17 protein-coding genes are annotated in these 18,059 nt (G+C 59.9%); 12 read left to right on the top strand and 5 right to left on the bottom strand.

The features are described from left to right. The first annotated feature begins 8 nt into the window (after positions 1-8). The 6 genes from HMPREF2692_RS03980 to HMPREF2692_RS03955 are packed head-to-tail and all read left to right on the top strand — an operon-like array spanning position 9 to position 5,509. The gene (locus HMPREF2692_RS03980) at positions 9-1,355 is read left to right on the top strand and encodes a DAK2 domain-containing protein (protein WP_070822810.1); all 1,347 of its coding nucleotides are present in this window, start codon (positions 9-11) and stop codon (positions 1,353-1,355) included. 2 nt (positions 1,356-1,357) lie between these two features. Beyond that, positions 1,358-3,484, top strand: coding sequence for an ATP-dependent DNA helicase RecG (locus HMPREF2692_RS03975; protein ID WP_070822808.1), 2,127 nt, complete (start codon positions 1,358-1,360; stop codon positions 3,482-3,484). Between the two features lie 10 nt (positions 3,485-3,494). Beyond that, positions 3,495-3,710: a biotin/lipoyl-containing protein gene (locus tag HMPREF2692_RS03970; RefSeq protein ID WP_061922230.1), complete on the top strand. Its 216-nt coding sequence runs from the start codon at positions 3,495-3,497 to the stop codon at positions 3,708-3,710. Then, on the top strand, positions 3,707-4,282 hold the full coding sequence (rsmD, locus tag HMPREF2692_RS03965) for a 16S rRNA (guanine(966)-N(2))-methyltransferase RsmD (protein WP_070822806.1): 576 nt from the start codon (positions 3,707-3,709) through the stop codon (positions 4,280-4,282). Before HMPREF2692_RS03970 ends, rsmD begins: the two co-directional genes overlap by 4 nt. Positions 4,283-4,292: 10 nt before the next feature. Then, positions 4,293-4,769 carry a pantetheine-phosphate adenylyltransferase gene (gene coaD, locus HMPREF2692_RS03960; protein WP_062040971.1) on the top strand — a complete coding sequence of 159 codons (477 nt, stop codon included), beginning with the start codon at positions 4,293-4,295 and terminating at the stop codon, positions 4,767-4,769. Further along, positions 4,766-5,509: a sulfite exporter TauE/SafE family protein gene (locus HMPREF2692_RS03955; protein ID WP_062035154.1), complete on the top strand. Its 744-nt coding sequence runs from the start codon at positions 4,766-4,768 to the stop codon at positions 5,507-5,509. The genes coaD and HMPREF2692_RS03955 overlap by 4 nt, the downstream gene beginning before the upstream one ends. A gap of 27 nt (positions 5,510-5,536) precedes the next feature. On the opposite strand, the gene HMPREF2692_RS03950 is transcribed toward HMPREF2692_RS03955, so the two are convergent. The 5 genes from HMPREF2692_RS03950 to HMPREF2692_RS03930 all read right to left on the bottom strand — a co-directional run bounded on the left by HMPREF2692_RS03950 (position 5,537) and on the right by HMPREF2692_RS03930 (position 9,123). Continuing rightward, the gene (locus tag HMPREF2692_RS03950) at positions 5,537-6,031 is read right to left on the bottom strand and encodes a hypothetical protein (protein ID WP_062040965.1); all 495 of its coding nucleotides are present in this window, start codon (positions 6,029-6,031) and stop codon (positions 5,537-5,539) included. Between the two features lie 2 nt (positions 6,032-6,033). Next, positions 6,034-6,594, bottom strand: a complete 561-nt coding sequence (locus HMPREF2692_RS03945) for a hypothetical protein (RefSeq protein WP_070455609.1) — start codon at positions 6,592-6,594, stop codon at positions 6,034-6,036. 42 nt (positions 6,595-6,636) lie between these two features. Next, positions 6,637-7,125, bottom strand: a complete 489-nt coding sequence (locus HMPREF2692_RS03940) for a YbjN domain-containing protein (RefSeq protein ID WP_062040960.1) — start codon at positions 7,123-7,125, stop codon at positions 6,637-6,639. Further along, positions 7,118-7,621, bottom strand: coding sequence for a YbjN domain-containing protein (locus HMPREF2692_RS03935; RefSeq protein WP_070822804.1), 504 nt, complete (start codon positions 7,619-7,621; stop codon positions 7,118-7,120). The genes HMPREF2692_RS03940 and HMPREF2692_RS03935 overlap by 8 nt, the downstream gene beginning before the upstream one ends. An 80-nt stretch (positions 7,622-7,701) precedes the next feature. Continuing rightward, positions 7,702-9,123, bottom strand: coding sequence for a TIGR01777 family oxidoreductase (locus HMPREF2692_RS03930; RefSeq protein WP_070432902.1), 1,422 nt, complete (start codon positions 9,121-9,123; stop codon positions 7,702-7,704). A gap of 469 nt (positions 9,124-9,592) precedes the next feature. Here HMPREF2692_RS03930 and pyrR point away from each other — a divergent pair, with 469 nt between their 5' ends. From pyrR to pyrF, 6 genes are read left to right on the top strand one after another with little or no spacing between them, the layout of a single operon-like run. Then, a complete protein-coding gene (gene pyrR / locus HMPREF2692_RS03925) occupies positions 9,593-10,171 on the top strand; it encodes a bifunctional pyr operon transcriptional regulator/uracil phosphoribosyltransferase PyrR (RefSeq protein ID WP_061922257.1) in 579 nt (192 codons plus the stop codon). Position 10,172: 1 nt separating this feature from the next. Continuing rightward, complete coding sequence (locus HMPREF2692_RS03920; RefSeq protein WP_070455610.1) at positions 10,173-11,126, top strand: aspartate carbamoyltransferase catalytic subunit; 954 nt, start codon at positions 10,173-10,175, stop codon at positions 11,124-11,126. A gap of 39 nt (positions 11,127-11,165) precedes the next feature. After that, positions 11,166-12,515, top strand: coding sequence for a dihydroorotase (locus HMPREF2692_RS03915; RefSeq protein WP_070822801.1), 1,350 nt, complete (start codon positions 11,166-11,168; stop codon positions 12,513-12,515). A gap of 40 nt (positions 12,516-12,555) precedes the next feature. Beyond that, positions 12,556-13,728 carry a glutamine-hydrolyzing carbamoyl-phosphate synthase small subunit gene (gene carA, locus HMPREF2692_RS03910; protein WP_062035139.1) on the top strand — a complete coding sequence of 391 codons (1,173 nt, stop codon included), beginning with the start codon at positions 12,556-12,558 and terminating at the stop codon, positions 13,726-13,728. A gap of 25 nt (positions 13,729-13,753) precedes the next feature. After that, entirely contained in the window at positions 13,754-17,095 is a 3,342-nt protein-coding gene (carB, locus tag HMPREF2692_RS03905) for a carbamoyl-phosphate synthase large subunit (protein WP_070822799.1), read from the top strand. Continuing rightward, positions 17,079-17,930 (top strand): orotidine-5'-phosphate decarboxylase, encoded by an 852-nt coding sequence (pyrF, locus tag HMPREF2692_RS03900; RefSeq protein WP_070822797.1) that lies wholly within the window; start codon positions 17,079-17,081, stop codon positions 17,928-17,930. The genes carB and pyrF overlap by 17 nt, the downstream gene beginning before the upstream one ends. Positions 17,931-18,059 lie beyond the last annotated feature (129 nt).

Here is an 18,059-nt window from a genome sequence, read left to right as displayed (position 1 = left end):
TATTCGGCATGTCATATCCGAGTTCGTTAGATGCCCGTGGTCTTCATAATTGGGCGATCCGAACTGTTGGTGAACTTTCCCACCGACGCGCTGAAATCAATGCGCTTAACGTATTCCCGGTTCCAGATTCCGATACCGGCTCCAACATGGCCCACACCATGGAGGCTGCACTCGAGCAGGTGGAAAAGGGAGGCGACGTAGCCGAGGCACTTGCTATCGGTTCCGTGCGCGGCGCCCGTGGCAACTCCGGCATGGTGTTATCCCAGGTGCTGCGCGGCATCGCGGATACCACGGTTGATTCCCGCGTGGATGGCCAGACTTTTGCGTCTGCTTTGAGCCTCGCAGTGCAGCTGGTGGAACGCGCCATTGCGCGTCCGGTGGAGGGCACGGTCATTTCGGTCTTGCGTGCGGCGGCAGCTGCGGCTTCCGCGTCTGCTGAGCAGCCTGGCAAGCAATTCCACGACATCGTGGTCGAAACCATCACTGCCGCCCGCACTGCATTGTCCAAGACCCCTTCGCAGCTTGCTGTACTGCGAGAGGCCGGTGTGGTCGATGCTGGCGGTACCGGGTTCGTCATCCTGCTTGAGGCCTTGCTGGCTGAGATCGAGGGCGGCGCGGTGCGCGAGGCCGAACACGAAGACGAGGTTGAGGCCGAGCTCGAGGTGGTCTTCTTCTTCGAAGGGGATCTGGACGCACTTGGTGAAAAGATAGGTGAGCATGGCAATAGCCTCGTCATTGCCCGCGCCACTGAGAACTCCGGCTCGGTACACATTCATACCCGTGAGGCCGGCCCTGTCATCGAGATGGCCTTCGGCTCCGGCGTGGTAAGCAACCTGCGCTTGGAAGTATTGCCGGAGCAAGCAGACGAACCCGTAGCGGATGAGTCATCCCGGCGCATCTTTGCGGTAGCGCCGGCAGGCCCGGTCGCAGCACTTTTTGAAACCGTAGGCGCCAAGATTGTTCGCCCAGGCGAGCAAGTCACGGTTTCGCAGCCGCAGGATATTTACCTGCCCAACGGGTTTGAGGGCGATGCCGGGGAGGCCCGCGTGGTGCCCACTGAGTCTCTGGTTGCAGGCCTGGCGGCAATTTCCGTCTATGAGCCGGATAATCCTGACACCGATTCCATGGTTTCTGTTATGCGGGATGCCGCGCGTTCCATGCGCGTGGATAAACCTGCGCATGATGACGCTGACTCTATCTTGGCCAAAAGCCGTGAGATGTTGGCTGCCGGGGGAGAGCAAGTCACCGTTCTCACCAGCCTTAAGCTGGATGATGATTACCTGTCTGAGGCACTCGAGGTGGAGGTCGTTGCCATCCATGTTGAGGGCATCAAGACTGAGATCGGAGTGGAGTAAGCATGCTGGGATGGCGGGACGAGCGGGAGTTGAAAGAGATCTTGCCGGCCAAAGACGCCACCAAAATCAAAAAGGCATTTGGGTACACCACCTGCGGCGAGCTGCTCAGCCACTATCCGCGTGACTACATCCGCCACAACAAAGAGGTAGGCCTGGGCGGTGCCAACGAAGGCGATTATGTCACCGTCACCGGCCAGGTGGTGCGTCTGCAGCAGCGGAACACAGCCAAGAGGTTCTTGCTCACTTTGGCGATGGACAATGGGATTACCGCCACCTTCTTCAACGCGCACTATCTCACCCGCGTGCTGCGCCAAGGTATGCGCTTGATGCTAAGCGGCAAGCTGAAGTTCTACCGCGGGCAGCCGCAGCTTCAACATCCTGACTTCGTGGTTATCGATGCAGGCGGTGTAGGTAGCGCGAGCAACGCGCTTTACGACGCAGCGCCTTCCGGAAGCAGCGGCGGCAAGGTTACGGCTACAGGCTCGCTGCGTAACCTCTCGCAGTTCGGGCAACTGGAATCTTTGCTTGAGCGCGAGTGGATTCCCATTTATCCCGCCAGCGGCAAGGTGACCTCGTGGTACATCATGGGCGCTATCCATATGGTGCTGGAGAATACTCCGACGATCCCCGAGCCGCTGGACTACCGGATGATGGTGGAACTTGACCAAGCTATCCGTGAAGTCCACGAGCCCACAGCGGCTGGCCCGGAAAGAGCTATTCAGCGTTTGAAGTACAACGAGGCTTTGTCCATTGGCCTCGTCATGGCCCTGCGCCAACGCGACTTCAAGGCGCGTACCGCCGTGGCGATGCCTTCCATCTTGGACGGCTACCGTGATGGGTTGCTGAGCAACCTGCCCTTCGAACTAACGGCAGGGCAGCGTAAGGTCATCGCGGAAATCGACGAAGACCTCTGTGGCACACTGCCCATGATGCGCCTGCTGCAGGGCGAGGTTGGTTCCGGAAAAACCATGGTGGCTACGTGTGCGATGTTGCAGGCGGTCGATGCCGGGAAACAGGCGGCACTGCTCGCACCGACTGAGGTGCTGGCGGCGCAGCACGGGGCGTCGATAAGCGCGAGCGTGCCCGATGGTGTCAAGGTCACCGTCCTGACCGGCTCCCTGCGCACCGCGGAAAAGCGGCAGGCATTGCTGGACATTGTCTCCGGCGAGGCCGACATCGTCATCGGCACGCACGCTATTATTCAGGACTCTGTAGAGTTCTTCGACCTAGGTCTCGTGGTAGTAGACGAGCAGCATCGCTTCGGCGTGGAGCAGCGCGATAGCCTGCGCTCGAAAACTCGAGAGGGCACGAGCCCACACATGCTGGTCATGACGGCAACGCCGATTCCGCGCACCATCGCCATGACTGTCTTCGGTGACTTGGCGGTATCTACCCTGCGCGAGCTGCCTGGCGGGCGCAAGCCCATCCAATCCAGCGTGGTTCCGGAATGGGCACCAGCCTGGGTGCAGCGTGCTTTAGCGCGCATCCGCGAGGAGGTGCAGGCTGGCCACCAGGCCTATATCGTCTGCCCGCGCATCGAGGGAGAAAGCGGCGTACTCGAGGTGGCGTCCCAACTCCAGGCCGGACCGCTACGTGACCTTAAACTCGACGTTCTGCATGGTCGCATGAACGATAAAGATGAGGTCATGTCGCGCTTTGCGCGGGGTGAAACAGATGTGTTGGTCTCTACGACCGTCATCGAGGTCGGCGTTGACGTGCCCAATGCCACGGTGATGCTCATTCGCGAGTCCGAGAACTTTGGTGTCTCGCAGCTGCATCAGCTGCGGGGCCGCGTCGGCCGCGGCGGCAATGCTTCCATCTGCCTGTTTCACACCACCGCGGCGGAAAACACGGGCTCCTTTAAACGCATCATGCAGATTGCGGACACCACCTCAGGCTTCGAGTTGGCGGAGATTGACCTGCAACAGCGCCACGAGGGAGACATCCTGGGCACCCTGCAATCGGGAACCCAGCGCTCGCTGCGCCTGCTGGACTTGGCCCATGACCGCGACATCATTGAGCGCACGCACGATGATGCGTACCGTTTAGTGCAGCGCAACCCAGAATTGGCGGTGGAATTAACCCGGAACATGACCGAGAGCGAGCAGGAATACCTAGAAAAGAACTAATCTAGAGCCCATGAACATTTGCGCACCTTTTGCCGGCACTGTGCGTTTTCACGTGAGCGTGGGCCAAGAGGTCTCTGCGGGAGATGCCATCGCTACCGTGGAGGCCACCAAACTAGAAGCTCCCGTCGTAGTCCCGGGACGTGGAGTGGTGGATAAGTTGTGTACTGAAGACTTTGCCGCAGTCTATGGCGGTGACGTACTAGCGATTATTGGGGAGGCACGATGACCAGAATTATCGCCGGAGAAGCCCGCGGGCGCAGCATCAAGGTGCCAGAGTCCGGCACGCGCCCTACCGCGGACCGCGCACGCGAGGGCCTCTTTTCTTCGTTGAATGTGCGCTGGGGTTTTGCTGATAGCCGCGTGCTGGATTTGTTTGCCGGCTCTGGTGCCTTGGGCCTGGAAGCAGCTAGCCGCGGCGCGGAGGAAGTCGTTCTGGTGGAATCCAACCCGGCGGCAGTGAAGGTGATCAAGCACAACGTGGGCGTCGTCAAGCACCCGCGCGTGGACGTACGCGAGATGAAGGCCTCTACGTACCTGGCCACCGCACCGCGCGGTTACTTTGACATGGTGTTGGCAGACCCACCTTATGCTTTCGACGATGTGCAGGGCCTGCTGGAGGCCATTGAGCCCGTGCTTGATGATGCAGCGATTGTCGTCATCGAGCGTCACGTAGAAAGCCCAGAACCGCAGTGGCCCGAAGGCTTTGAGCCCACCGGCCAGAAGCTCAAGAAGCGCACCTTTGGCATCGCGCGCTTTGATATGGCCATCTACCACCGTCCGGATGCAAGCGGGGAGTAAAGGAAAACCTATGCCGACAAAAGCAGTATGCCCGGGTTCTTTCGACCCTATTACCTTGGGCCACGTGGACATCATCAACCGAGCGGCGGCGATGTTCGACGAAGTAACCGTGTTGGTCACCGGCAATCCGGACAAGCCTTCCGGCCTGTTTAGCGTGGAAGAGCGCGTGCAGTTTATCCGTGAGACTTTCGATGAGCACATCAAGGTCGATTACTGGTCCGGCCTGCTCGTGGACTACACCACGGAACATGGTGTGGACACACTGGTCAAGGGGCTGCGTTCTTCCTTGGACTACGAATACGAGCTGCCGATGGCGCAGATGAACCGCCGCCTTTCCGGCATCGATACAGTCTTCTTGCTTACCGATGAAAAGTACGGCTACATCAGCTCCTCGCTGTGCAAGCAGGTGGCCAAGTTTGGTGGGGACGTCACGGGCATGTTCCCGGCGCACGTGGGACGCGCGGTGGTGGAGAAGTACGCCCAATGATTGCAATCCCACTCGCGATCCTGCTGACCGTGACGTTGGGTTCTTGCCTGCAACGAGTCTCCGGCATGGGGCTTGGACTCGTCGGCGGACCTATTTTGACGCTGCTTCTGGGCCCAGTCCAGGGCATCATGGTTATCAACGTGCTGGCGGTGGTCAACGCGATGCTGACTACGTATTCGATGCGTGCCAACGTGGACTGGGGCAAGTTCTTGCGTATCGCGCCGGTGATGGTGCTAGGTGCAATCCCGGCGGCCCTGCTGGTGGCTAATATCGACTCGGCCGCCTTGCTGGTCTTGGTGGGCGCGGCCCTGCTCATCGCACTCGGCGTGGTGACCTTTGGCAAGCGCTTCGTGCCGGAAATGCATGGCCTTGGCCCCTCCCTGTCAGCGGGTGTGCTCGGCGGTTTCACAAACACGCTAGCTGGTGTAGCCGGCCCTGTTATTACCGTTTATGCGCAGGCGGCGCGCTGGCCGCAGGCGGTCTACGCCGCTACGTTGCAGCCTTGTTTTATCGTGGGCGGTCTATTCTCAGTGAGCACCAAGTTGGCCGTGGGTGCGGGCGGATTCGGTGATGTGACGTGGCTAATTTGGCCCGCCGGCGTCATTGGCATGTTCCTCGGCATCGCCACGGGCACTCGTATTGCGCGCCACGTGCCGCGCGAGAAGGCACGCATTCTTTCTTTGACCGTGGCTTCCCTGGGCGCAGTCAGCGCTTTGATTCGTGGCCTGATTAGTCTCTAAACGGGGACGGAGGCCCCTCAGCCTCCCTTAGCTTTCTGATTCCTGGACCGCGTGAGCGAACTCGTTGAAGCGGTCCAGGGTGCTAAGAAGCGCGTCTTGGGCGGCGATGACCGCGAGGTTCAACGCGTGGAAAAGCTGCTCGTCGTTCATGCCCGCGGTGGTGACGAAGGTGGCGTCGCCACGCAGTTCCACGGTGTCTTCTTCGCTCCGGCCCACGAGAGCGCGGCCGTCGAAAGCAGAAGCGTTGTGCTCGTTGGCGATGACGTGGAAGACGGGGGAGACATCCTCGTAGGAAAGGGTGGTGGGCAGGAGGCACTCCAGCTTCACCAAATCTTCCGCCGCGCTGATGACCCACTTCAAGTTATTAAGGTGAGCACTCAAGGAATCCGGAAAGTCCGGGTTATCCTCCGGAAACATGTTCATCTCCGGGGTGCTGAGTTGCTCGCGCACGCGCTTTAGCGTTACTGCAGGAAAATCAGGCTTGCTAAACAGGTCAAAAGGAAATGCGTTCGGGGTAGACATTCTTAGCTGCGACCTTTCTTGTTTGCTGCCTTATCGTTCCACTTAGCTGCCTGCGGGAAGGCTTCGGCAACGGCGTCGAAAGCCATGCCGAAGCTATCGAAGGCGCTCAAGACGAAGCTGCCTAGCTGGTTAGAGCTAAGGCCGATGCCTACGCCCATCGCGCGGTTGGCGCAGATGGCAATTTCTTCTTCCTCCTGCTTGGCGCCCGCGCCAGTGCCTTTCGGACGGAAGTCATAACTTAAGGTCGGCGCGGACATGTTCCAATTGAATTCCGCAATGAATGCGCCAACCTTGTCTTCCGCGCTTGCCGGGAGGCGACCTTCCCACACCGCGAAGGCACTTAAGGTGTCATCCTCGATGTCGAAGTGGATGGTGATGTGTGGCAAACCAGTCTGCAGCACCAAGCCTTCGCCGACGCCAGCTTCTGCGCTATCGCCGTCAGCGGCAGCGTCCTCCCGGGCGGGGTCTTCGATTTTGTCGAGTAGGACGTAATCGGCCTCGAGCTGCTCGAAGAGCTCTGCGAGCCGGTGAATGTTGACTTCAGAGATGGACTGGTTGGTCACAACGCACGCTTTCTAGAGGTGTTTCGCGGGGTTAAAGGAGCGCTATTCGCCGGCTGAGCTAGCCTCGCCAGCCTGGGCTGCGGTTTCGGAACCGAGCTTGGCCATCTCCTCGGCGGAGGCAACCATGGCATCCTGAGCGCCGATGACGCCGTCGACGGCAACCTTCAAAGCAGCGGTCAGCTGCTCATCGGACAGGCCAGCGGCGCAGGGGATATCGCGCTCGGTACGTACGACAAGCAGGTTCTCGTGCTCGGAGATAACGGCACGTGCGCCGAAAGCGACGGAGTTGATCTGGTTTGCGGCTAGGAACAGGCCAGCATCGGCCTGGGTGTAGACGGCGTCGGTTGGCACATCGCAGCGCACGATGGCGACGGAATCCAGAACCGCGAACAGGCAAGGCAGGCCGTTCAAGTTAGCGGTAGCGGCATCGTCGCGGCCTTCGACCTTGGTCAACTCGATGTCGAAGGTCTGCATTGCGCTAATGATGCGGTCGAGCGTGACCTGCGGCTGAGCATAAGCTTGATTAGTCATTTTCGTGTTCCTCCCAGGTGACGAGTTGCGGGTACTGCTGCTCAATCCATGCGAAGGACTGCAGGATGGCGTCCAAGGTGGACATAACGAAAGCGCCCAGCTGGTTGCGGGAAGCGCCGTGGGTGGTGTCCAGCTCGCGCACGCCGGAGACCGCCAGGGTGTTTTCTGGGCCTTCGAAGAATCGGAAGGTCGGCGCAAAGTGGTTCTGGTTCCACTGGTTAATGTGCATCAGAAGGTTCGGGCCCTCAGATGCTGGAATGGTGCCGCGCCACACGGAATCGGCGGTGATGGCGTTCTCGCGCAGCTGGAATGCGATGGCTGCGTTCGAGAAACCAGTGCGCAGCATCTTCACGGTCTTTTCTTCAGAAACTGGCTGTTCTTCGATGCGGTACTCCAACTTCTCAGAGTCGAAGATTTCCGCAATGCGCTCGAGCGTCACTGGCTCGATAGGGGGATCGGGCAAGATGGTTGGTTGACCATCGGCTTGATCAGTCACTGAAAATAATCCTCACGTTGTTTACATGGTGAATAAATCGGAATCTTGATCAAGGCTACCGGAGCCGGGATGCGTGCCTGCTAGTTGGCCGCCCGCGTGGCGGGAGTCCACAACTCCTCGCCGCCTAGTTCGTGTGCAAGCGCGGCTGCGACTGTGGAGTAACGGAAAGTGTGTCCGAGCTCGTTCAGGCGGGCCGGGATGACCTTCTGGTTAGCCAGGGCGAGCTCGCTTGCGCCCTCCTTGCCCAAGAGCAGCGCCGGGCCGAAGGTTGGAATAGGCACGATCGCTGGGCGCTTGAGCTCCTCACCTAGTGCATGGACAAAATCCTTGTTAAGGACCGGGGTAGGCGAGGTGGCGTTGACTGGGCCATCAAGTTGCGAATCGATTGCTGCGCGGAAGTAGATATCAGTCAGGTCATCCATGGCGACCCAGCTGTACCAGAATTCGCCCTTGCCAAACGCGCCGCCGAGTCCTGTAGAAAACAGCGCGCGCAAAAGCGGCAGCAAGCCGGAGTTGCCGGAGAGGGCGATTCCGGTGCGAACATTGACCACACGCTTTCCGGCCTCGCGGGCAGGTGTGCAGGCGGCCTCCCAATCGCTGACCACGTCAGCCAGGAAGCCGTCACCGCGGCTGGACTCTTCAGTCAGCTCGGTATCGCCCCGGTCGGCGCCATAGATGCCGATTGCCGATGCACAGACCATTGCCTTGAGCTCAGGCGTTGCGGTGGCAACCTCAGCCAGTAGCTGTGTCGGGTTCACGCGGGACTCCCGTATGTCTGCCTTGTGGGCGGCGTTGAAGCGGCCGAAGATTGGTTCGCCGGCTAGATGGATAAGGACGTCGACGCCCTCCAAGAGATCCGGCGCCGGCAGGTTCGGGCGCCATTGACGCTGGCCCGGTTTGGGGCTGTTGCGCACAAGCTGGATAACTTGATGTCCTGCGGTAGTCAGCTGCGCGGTGAGCTTTCGACCCACGCCACCGCGGGAACCACTGATGGCGAAAACCAACGGGCGAACGGTGCCCGAAGGGTCGACAGCCGGTGCCGTGGCGTGGGTGTCAAGGTCGCGCAGACGGTTCAAAAACTGGAAGTCCTCGATGAGCTGGTGTTGGCGATAGGCGAAGACGGAGTTAACAGCCCATGACGGAATGCGGGTGTCGACGGTGTCGGTGATTTGGGTAGCGCCAGCATCGTTATCGGAACCGGTAGTGGCATCGGCAAAGAGATGGTGATGGCGCCATGTGGCCCAGGAGCGCATGGGAGCGTTGAGGCAAACGTCGCTGAAGCTGACGTTGGTTTGGAAGCGTGAAAGGTCGTGGCGGGCAACCCACTTGAGGCCGCCCGGCAGGCCCAGGATCGAGGTGCCATCAGCCAAGGATTCTGTCTGCTTTAACGGGGTCATGAAAGTAAAAGGAGGAGTAAGGCGCGCTAGTGCGCCGCGACGGGTATGCCATTGCCATACCTGCTCGCGTGGGGCTGGAACTTCGTGTTTGGCCGAAAAGCTCACGTGGTTTTGGTCTTCCTCTCCTTATATCTATGCCGATCGCGCAGGATATTGATACCGACTGTACGGGACAAGAATTCAGCGGATTTAGGTGCCAGTACGGCGGACTCATGGGGAGCCCAAATACTTTTTATTCCCTAAACATTAACAATTGGGCGAGAAGCGCCGCAGTTCAACCGGAACTAGTGTGCAGGCTCACACCTGCGAGCGGGGTTGGGTAGGCTGCGCTGACCGCCGCGATACGTGAAAAGGTCGGCGAAATTGAGATCGTTGCTACTTGTGGGGGTAGTAGCTGAATGAAACGACTTCGAGGAACTATAGGTTGATGCTAAAATCATCGTTGTCCATGTGAGCAACCACGTTGCTCGGACGCTTGAGGCAATTTTCCGCCCACGGTGGGCGCAAAGTTACTTCATTCCCATTTACCGGCATCCTTTAAAGACCGCACTGTGAGGCGGGGAAGGAGGTCACGATGAGTGGAATTGACACCAACGCGGAGTCTAACGAGCTGTTGAGCTCTGATGACGTCGCGCGCACTGTCGCACGCATCGCGCACCAGATCATTGAAAAGACGGCGCTCGACTCTGAGAACGCAACTCGGGTCGTACTCCTTGGCATTCCCTCTGGTGGCGTGCCATTGGCTCAGCGTCTTGCACAAAAAATTGCGGAATTTTCCGGCGTAGAAATCCTATGGGGATCCCTAGACATCACGCTCTATCGCGACGATCTCCACAACAAGCCGCACCGCGCATTGCAGCCCACCAAAATTCCGAACGGTGGTATCAACGGCGCGACCGTCATCCTGGTCGATGACGTCCTATATTCCGGTCGCTCCATTCGCGCTGCACTTGATGCGCTGGCCGACGTTGGCCGTCCGGAAATCATTCAGCTCGCAGTCCTCGTGGACCGCGGCCATCGCCAGCTGCCGATTCGCGCAGACTACGTCGGCAAAAACATTCCAACGGCACGCGACGAAGATGTCATCGTCTACAACGCCGAAATTGATGGCCGGGACGCGGTAGTCCTGACCCGCAAGACCGCGGAGGCTTAAAATGAAGCACCTACTTTCCATCGCTGATCTCAACAAAGACGAAATCGTTGGTCTGCTCGATGAGGCAGACCGTTTCCACGAAGCGCTTGAAGGCCGGGAAGTGAAGAAGCTTCCGACCCTTCGCGGACGTACCGTCTTTACACTGTTCTATGAAAACTCCACTCGTACCCGCTCCTCTTTTGAGACGGCGGGTAAGTGGATGTCCGCAGACGTCATCAACCTGTCGACCTCGACGTCGTCAGTGAAAAAGGGCGAGTCCTTGAGGGACACCGGCCTCACGCTTAGCGCTGTCGGTGCGGATGCCATCATCATTCGCCATGCATCGTCTGGCGCGCCGCAGCAGTTGGCGGGTTGGGTAGCGCCTAACGGCGATGGCCCTTCCGTTATTAACGCCGGCGATGGTGCACATCAGCACCCAACGCAGGCGCTTCTCGACGCCGTGACTATGCGCCAGCGCCTTGGCATCAAGGGCGGCAACTTCTCTGGGCTCAAGGTCAAGATTGTGGGTGACTGCCTGCACTCCCGCGTGGTTCGCTCGAACGTTGACCTTCTTAACGCCCTCGGTGCGGAAGTCACCCTGGTGGCTCCGCCTACTCTTCTCCCATTCGGCGTCGATACCTGGCCGGTTAAGGTCTCCTATGACTTTGATTCCGAGCTGGCCGATGCAGACATCGTCATGATGCTGCGCGTTCAGGCAGAACGCATGAACGGCGGCTTCTTCCCATCGCACCGCGAGTACGCGAACCTTTATGGCCTGTCCAAGGCGCGCGCCGCAGCCATGAAGAAGGATGCAATCGTAATGCACCCGGGCCCAATGCTGCGCGGTATGGAAATCAACTATGCCGTCGCCGACTACGACAAGGCTGCGGTTCTGCAGCAGGTAAACAACGGCGTATACGCCCGCATGGCGGTGCTGTTCACGCTGTTGACCAACGGAGAACACGCCGGAATCTAATTCAGCCGGAATCAAGAAAAGGGAAGAGAGTAAGAGACCATGACTAACTATCCAGAAACCGGCCGTCTTTCTGCCGCTGCGGAAAAGCGATTGCTGATTAAGAACGTGCGCCCCTACGGCGAGGGAGAGCCAGTGCAGGTGCTCATCGCCGACGGTGTCATTGCGGATATGGGCGCTGACCTTGAGTCAAGCGCGCAGTTCGATGAGGCAATCGACGCCGAAGGCAACGTGCTGCTGCCGGGCTTGGTCGATATGCACGTGCACCTGCGCGAGCCAGGCCGCGAGGACACTGAGACCATCGAAACCGGTTCCCGCGCTGCTGCCAAGGGCGGCTTTACCGCCGTATTTACCATGGCCAACACCAACCCGGTGACCGATCAGCCGATTATCGCGGAGTCCGTTTGGGCTAAGGCACAGGCGCTCGGCCTGTGCGACGTTCACCCGGTGGGTTCTATTACCAAGGGTCTGGAGGGTAAGACCCTCACCGAGTTCGGCATGATGGCGCGCTCGGACGCGAAAGTGCGCATGTTCTCCGATGATGGCAAGTGCGTGCAGGACCCGCAGTTGATGCGCCGCGCGCTCGAATACGCCAAGGGCTTGGACGTCTTGCTCGCGCAGCACGCGGAAGACCACCGCATGACCGAGGGCGCATCTGCCCACGAGGGGGAGACGGCAGCCAAGCTGGGCCTGCGCGGCTGGCCGCGCGTGGCGGAAGAGTCCATCGTCGCCCGCGATGCACTGCTGGCGCGTGACTACGGCAATCGCATGCACATCTGCCATGCATCCACCGAGGGCACCGTCGAGCTGCTGAAGTGGGCAAAGGGCCAGGATATTCCACTGACTGCGGAGGTTACCCCGCATCACCTGCTGCTTACTGATGAAAAACTGGTGAGCTATGACGGCGTCTTTCGCGTGAGTCCGCCGCTGCGCGAGGAGCGCGACACCTTGGTTCTGCGCCAGGCGCTGCTCGACGGCGTCATCGACGTCGTGGCAACCGACCACGCACCGCATGGTTCCGAAGACAAGTGCGTTGAGTTCGAAAACGCGAAGCCAGGCATGCTGGGCCTTGAGTCCTCGCTGGCGATTATCGCCAAGATTTTCGTGGCCTCCGGTCTCGCAGACTGGCGCTTCGTCGCCCGTGTGATGTCGGAGCGCCCGGCAGAGATCACCAAGCTGCCGGACCACGGCCGTCCGATCGCAGTGGGCGAGCCCGCCAACCTCACCATCGTGAACCCCGAGCACAAGTGGGTCTCCGATTCCACCAAGCTGGCTTCGAAGTCTGAGAATAACCCTTATGAGGGCGAGGAGTTCAGCGCACGCGTCACCCACACTATTCTGCGCGGCACCGTGACCTACGAACTGGCCGCAGACGAAGCTGAAGGCAAGTAACCTTGCACCCTATAGACCCACCAAGCCACAGAAAGGCCACATTGTGACTGAGACTAAACCAGCAAGAATCCCGGCAATTCTCGTGCTGGCTGATGGCCGCACTTTCCGCGGATACGGCTTTGGCGCCACCGGCACCACCCTCGGTGAGGCAGTGTTCAGCACTGCAATGACTGGTTACCAGGAAACTTTGACTGACCCTTCCTACCACCGCCAGATCGTCGTTTCTGCAGCGCCGCACATTGGTAACACCGGCTGGAACGACGAAGACAACGAGTCTCATGGCAACCAGATTTGGGTTGCCGGCCTGGTTATTCGTGACCTCGCACAGCGCGTATCTAACTGGCGCGCGGAGCGTTCCCTTTCGGATGAGATGGAAGCCCAAGGCATCATCGGCATCCGCGGAATCGATACCCGCACCTTGGTTCGTCACCTGCGCAACTATGGCTCCATCGCCGCCGGTTTGTTCTCCGGTGAGGACGCGCAGCGCCCAGTAGAGGAGCTGCTTGAGGAGGTCAAGGGCCAGCCATCGATGGAGGGCCTGGATCTATCTGAGCAGGTCGCTACCGAAAAGCCATATACCGTGGCGGAAGAAGGCGAAAAGAAGTTCACCGTCGTGGCCTACGACATGGGTGTTAAGACCGCTACGCCGGGCAACTTTGCCAAGCGCGGCATTGAGACCATCGTGGTACCGGCTAATACCCCTTATGCTGAGATTAAGCAGTACAACCCGGATGGCGTCTTTGTCTCGAATGGCCCTGGTGACCCAGCTACCGCCGACAAAATGGTGGCCATCGTCCGCGACATCCTGGATGCCCGCATTCCCTTCTTCGGAATCTGTTTTGGCAACCAGATTCTAGGCCGCGCGCTGGGCCTAGACACCTTCAAGATGAAGTTCGGGCACCGTGGCATCAACGTACCGGTACGCAACGTCTTGACCGGCAAGATCGACATCACCGCGCAAAACCATGGCTTTGCCATCGCTAGTCCGTCTGGCCAGGAGAACCCGGCTGGCGAGGAATTCGATACCGACTTCGGCCGCGGCATCGTCACCCATACCTGTCTCAACGACAACACGATTGAGGGCGTAGCGCTCAAGGACGGAATGGCTTTCTCCGTTCAGTATCACCCAGAGTCCGCTGCGGGCCCGCATGACGCAAACCCGCTGTTTGATCAGTTCGTTGAGCTGATGACCGAAAAGACCCCTAACAAGTAGGCACCAGGAAGAGGATTAGAAACTTATGCCAAAGCGTAACGATGTAAACCACGTCCTGGTTATCGGTTCTGGCCCAATTGTTATCGGCCAGGCCTGCGAGTTCGACTACTCCGGCACCCAGGCTTGCCGCGTGCTGAAGGAAGAAGGCCTGCGTGTCACGCTGGTCAACTCCAACCCGGCAACCATCATGACGGACCCAGAATTCGCAGACCACACCTACGTGGAGCCGATTGACCCTGAGTTCATCGAAAAGATCATTGTTAAGGAACAGCAAGAAGGCCACAAGATTGATGCGCTGCTTGCAACCCTGGGCGGACAAACCGCACTGAATGCTGCGGTGCAGTTGGACCGCGCAGGCATCTTGGACAAGTACGGCATCGAGCTCATCGGCGCCGACATTGAGGCGATTGAGCGTGGTGAGGACCGCCAGAAGTTCAAGGACATCGTCGAGTCCATCGGCGGCGAGTCCGCGCGTTCCCGCGTGTGCCACAACATGGACGAGGTGCACGAGACCGTCGCAGAGCTCGGCCTGCCGGTAGTCGTGCGTCCTTCTTTCACCATGGGCGGCTTGGGCTCTGGCCTGGCTTATAACCAGGAAGATCTCGACCGCATCGCAGGCGGCGGCCTAGCTGCTTCACCCGAGGCAAACGTGCTCATCGAGGAATCCATCCTCGGTTGGAAGGAATTCGAGCTGGAGCTCATGCGCGACGGCGACGATAACGTCGTGGTCATTGCCTCCATCGAAAACGTCGATGCCTTGGGCGTGCACACCGGTGATTCCGTCACCGTTGCTCCGGCTCTGACCTTGACCGACCGCGAGTACCAGAAGATGCGTGACCTCGGCATTGCGATTATTCGCGAGGTCGGCGTTGACACCGGCGGCTGCAACATCCAGTTCGCCGTCAACCCGGTTGATGGCCGCATCATCGTCATCGAGATGAACCCGCGCGTGTCTCGTTCCTCCGCGCTGGCTTCCAAGGCCACCGGCTTCCCAATCGCGAAGTTGGCCGCCAAGTTGGCAATCGGCTACACCCTTGACGAAGTACAAAACGACATCACCGGCGTTACCCCTGCGGCATTCGAGCCGACCTTGGACTACGTCATCGTCAAGGCACCACGCTTTGCCTTTGAGAAGTTCCCGGGCGCTGATGACACCCTGACCACCACGATGAAGTCCGTCGGCGAGGCCATGGGCATCGGCCGTAACTACATCGCCGGTCTCAACAAGGTCATGCGCTCCCTGGAGTCCAAGCAGCACGGCTTCTGGACCCGCCCGGATGAGTACTTCGCCGGCGATCGCGCGACGGACCTGGATGCAGTGCTCAAGGACCTAGAGCGTCCGACCGAGGGCCGCATGTACGACGTAGAACTGGCTTTCCGCCTCGGCGCTAGCGTCGAACAGCTCTACGAGCACTCCCAGATCGACCCATGGTTCCTTGCTGAGCTCAAGGCCTTGGTTGACTTCCGCGAGGAGCTGCTGCACGCGCCGGTCCTGGACGCGCAGCTATTGCGTGAGGCGAAGTTCTACGGGCTTTCCGACGCCCAGATTGCCGCCCTGCGTACCGAGTTCGCTGGCGAAGATGGCGTGCGATCCCTGCGCTGGTCGCTGGGCATTCGCCCGGTCTACAAGACGGTCGATACTTGTGCTGGCGAGTTCGAGGCGCAGACCCCGTACCATTACAGCTCCTACGAGCTGGACCCAGACGCAGAGTCCGAGGTCAAGCCGATGCCTGCCGAAAAGTTGGGCAAGGTCATCATTTTGGGCTCTGGCCCGAACCGTATTGGCCAGGGCATCGAGTTCGACTACTCCTGCGTCCACGCAGCGTTGGAGCTGTCCGAGCGCGGCTACGAGACCGTCATGGTCAACTGCAACCCGGAGACGGTCTCAACTGACTATGACACCGCTGACCGCCTGTACTTCGAGCCGTTGACCTTCGAGGACGTTATGGAGGTCTACCACGCGGAGTTGCAGTCCGGCCCTGTTGCCGGCGTCATCGTTCAGCTCGGCGGCCAGACTCCGCTGGGCCTTGCAGAGCGCCTGACCGAGGCTGGTGTTCCAGTCGTCGGTACCTCCGCTGCGGCAATCGACTTGGCTGAGGACCGCGGCGAGTTCGGCAAGGTACTGGCAGAAGCAGAGCTTCCAGCGCCAGAGTTCGGCACCGCAACCTCCTTCGAGGAGGCACGTTCTGTAGCCCGCGACATCGGCTACCCGGTCCTGGTTCGTCCTTCCTACGTGCTCGGCGGCCGCGGCATGGAGATTGTCTACGATGAGGACTCCCTGCGTGACTACATCGACCGCGCAACGGAAATCACCTCCGACCACCCGGTATTGGTGGACCGCTTCCTCGACAACGCAATCGAGATCGATGTCGATGCGCTCTGCGATGGCGAAGAGGTCTACCTGGCTGGCGTGATGGAGCACATTGAGGAGGCCGGCATTCACTCCGGTGACTCTTCCTGCGCGCTGCCACCGATGACTCTGGGGCCTGAAGACATCGATAATGTTCGCCGCTCCACCCGCGCGCTAGCTAAGGGCATCGGTGTACAGGGCCTGATGAACGTGCAGTACGCGCTGAAGGATGACACGCTGTATGTCATCGAGGCGAACCCGCGCGCATCGCGCACCGTGCCGTTTGTCTCCAAGGCCACCGGCGTGCCGCTGGCTAAGGCTGCAGCTCGCGTCATGATGGGCGAGTCCATCGCTAATCTGCGTGCAGAAGGCATGCTGCCTACCGAGGTTGATGGTGGTTCCTTGCCACTGGAGCACCCGATTGCGGTCAAGGAAGCTGTGCTGCCTTTCAACCGCTTCCGCCGCCCAGATGGTACGTTGCTTGATACTTTGCTCTCCCCAGAGATGAAGTCCACGGGCGAGGTCATGGGCCTAGCAAGTAACTTCGGCGCGGCTTTTGCCAAGGGCGAAATCGCTGCCTTCGGCCACTTGCCGACTGAGGGCACGGTCTTCGTCTCCGTGGCTAACCGCGACAAGCGCACCCTCATCTTCCCAATCCAGCGTCTGGCCTTCATGGGCTACAACATCGTGGCTACCGCAGGTACCGCACAGATGCTGCGCCGCAACGGCGTGGAGTGCGAGGTAGCGGTCAAGGTCTCCGAGGCAGCAGACGGCCAGGAGTCCATCGTTGACCAGATTCTTGCCGGCAAGGTCGACCTCATCCTCAACACCCCGGCTGGTTCAGACAACGCACGCCACGACGGCTACGACATCCGCGCGGCGGCTGTTTCCGTGGGCGTTCCGCTTGTTACCACCGTCCAGGGTGTTACCGCTGCGGTCCAGGGCATCGAGGCGCTGCGCATCGGCAACCTTGAGGTACGTGCACTGCAGGAGCTTGAGCATGACGCAAAGCACTAGCACCTTCGGCGAGCGGCTCGTCGCTGCCGGTGCCGAGCGCGGCAGGCTGTGCGTGGGCATCGACCCGCATGCGCATCTGCTGCGTGCTTGGGGCTTAAACGACGACGTCGATGGGCTACGGAGATTCGCGCGTACCTGCGTGGAGGCATTCGCCGAGACCGTCGCAATGGTTAAGCCGCAGGTGGCCTTCTTCGAGCGCTTTGGGTCTGCGGGCTTTGCGGTGTTGGAAGAGACCCTGCGGGACTTGCGTGAAGCAGGTTGCTTGACGCTTGCCGACGCCAAGCGTGGCGACATCGGCTCCACGATGGCCGGCTATGCTGCTGCATGGCTTAGCGATGATTCGCCGTTGTCCGCGGATGCAGTGACCGTCTCTCCATATCTAGGAGTCGGTTCGCTCCAGCCGGTGTTCGACCTGGCGGAAGAAAAGGGCAGGGGAGTCTTCGTTCTGGCTGCAACTTCCAACCCGGAGGCCGTGGCGTTTCAGTCCATCATGGACGAAGAAGGCGTGACGCTGGCGCAGGGCGTGGTCAACCAATGCGCCGCGCTCAATGCCGCGTACAAAGTCGCAGGACGTCCGGGCAACGTCGGCGTCGTAGTCGGCGCCACGCTTGCGCAGCCGCCTGTCCTAGACGAGCTGAACGGCCCGGTATTGCTGCCGGGCGTCGGTGCCCAAGGTGCTACTGCGCAGGACGTGAAAGTAATCACTGCGGCGGCCCCGCAGTTGGGTTTCGCCAACGTTTCCCGTTCGGTCCTTTCCGCTGGCCCGCAGGTTGTTGACCTGCGTGAAGCAGTGAAATCTTCCCTGGCAGAGGCCACCGAAGAGACCGCTTTTTAAGGTTATGGCGCGGCCGATTATAAGGCCCGCCATTTACCTGGTACTTTGAGAAACGCACCGCGATGACGTGCAGGAATTCCGTACAATACGGACCCAAATGATGTCATCGCGTAATCACCAGTGCTAGGA

The organism is Corynebacterium sp. HMSC036D03, from assembly GCF_001836185.1.
GTDB lineage: Bacteria > Actinomycetota > Actinomycetes > Mycobacteriales > Mycobacteriaceae > Corynebacterium > Corynebacterium simulans.
Note: the sequence above shows the minus strand (reverse complement) of the source record. Positions and strands in the feature narration are given on the sequence as shown.

What these genes read in the sequence shown, in the direction of transcription:
- HMPREF2692_RS03980 (WP_070822810.1), top strand. Translation starts at nt 9, where the DNA reads ATGTCATATCCGAGTTCGTTAGATGCCCGTGGTCTTCATAATTGGGCG.
- HMPREF2692_RS03975 (WP_070822808.1), top strand. Translation starts at nt 1,358, where the DNA reads ATGCTGGGATGGCGGGACGAGCGGGAGTTGAAAGAGATCTTGCCGGCC.
- HMPREF2692_RS03970 (WP_061922230.1), top strand. Translation starts at nt 3,495, where the DNA reads ATGAACATTTGCGCACCTTTTGCCGGCACTGTGCGTTTTCACGTGAGC.
- rsmD (WP_070822806.1), top strand. Translation starts at nt 3,707, where the DNA reads ATGACCAGAATTATCGCCGGAGAAGCCCGCGGGCGCAGCATCAAGGTG.
- coaD (WP_062040971.1), top strand. Translation starts at nt 4,293, where the DNA reads ATGCCGACAAAAGCAGTATGCCCGGGTTCTTTCGACCCTATTACCTTG.
- HMPREF2692_RS03955 (WP_062035154.1), top strand. Translation starts at nt 4,766, where the DNA reads ATGATTGCAATCCCACTCGCGATCCTGCTGACCGTGACGTTGGGTTCT.
- HMPREF2692_RS03950 (WP_062040965.1), bottom strand. Translation starts at nt 6,031, where the DNA reads ATGTCTACCCCGAACGCATTTCCTTTTGACCTGTTTAGCAAGCCTGAT.
- HMPREF2692_RS03940 (WP_062040960.1), bottom strand. Translation starts at nt 7,125, where the DNA reads ATGACTAATCAAGCTTATGCTCAGCCGCAGGTCACGCTCGACCGCATC.
- pyrR (WP_061922257.1), top strand. Translation starts at nt 9,593, where the DNA reads ATGAGTGGAATTGACACCAACGCGGAGTCTAACGAGCTGTTGAGCTCT.
- HMPREF2692_RS03920 (WP_070455610.1), top strand. Translation starts at nt 10,173, where the DNA reads ATGAAGCACCTACTTTCCATCGCTGATCTCAACAAAGACGAAATCGTT.
- HMPREF2692_RS03915 (WP_070822801.1), top strand. Translation starts at nt 11,166, where the DNA reads ATGACTAACTATCCAGAAACCGGCCGTCTTTCTGCCGCTGCGGAAAAG.
- carB (WP_070822799.1), top strand. Translation starts at nt 13,754, where the DNA reads ATGCCAAAGCGTAACGATGTAAACCACGTCCTGGTTATCGGTTCTGGC.
- pyrF (WP_070822797.1), top strand. Translation starts at nt 17,079, where the DNA reads ATGACGCAAAGCACTAGCACCTTCGGCGAGCGGCTCGTCGCTGCCGGT.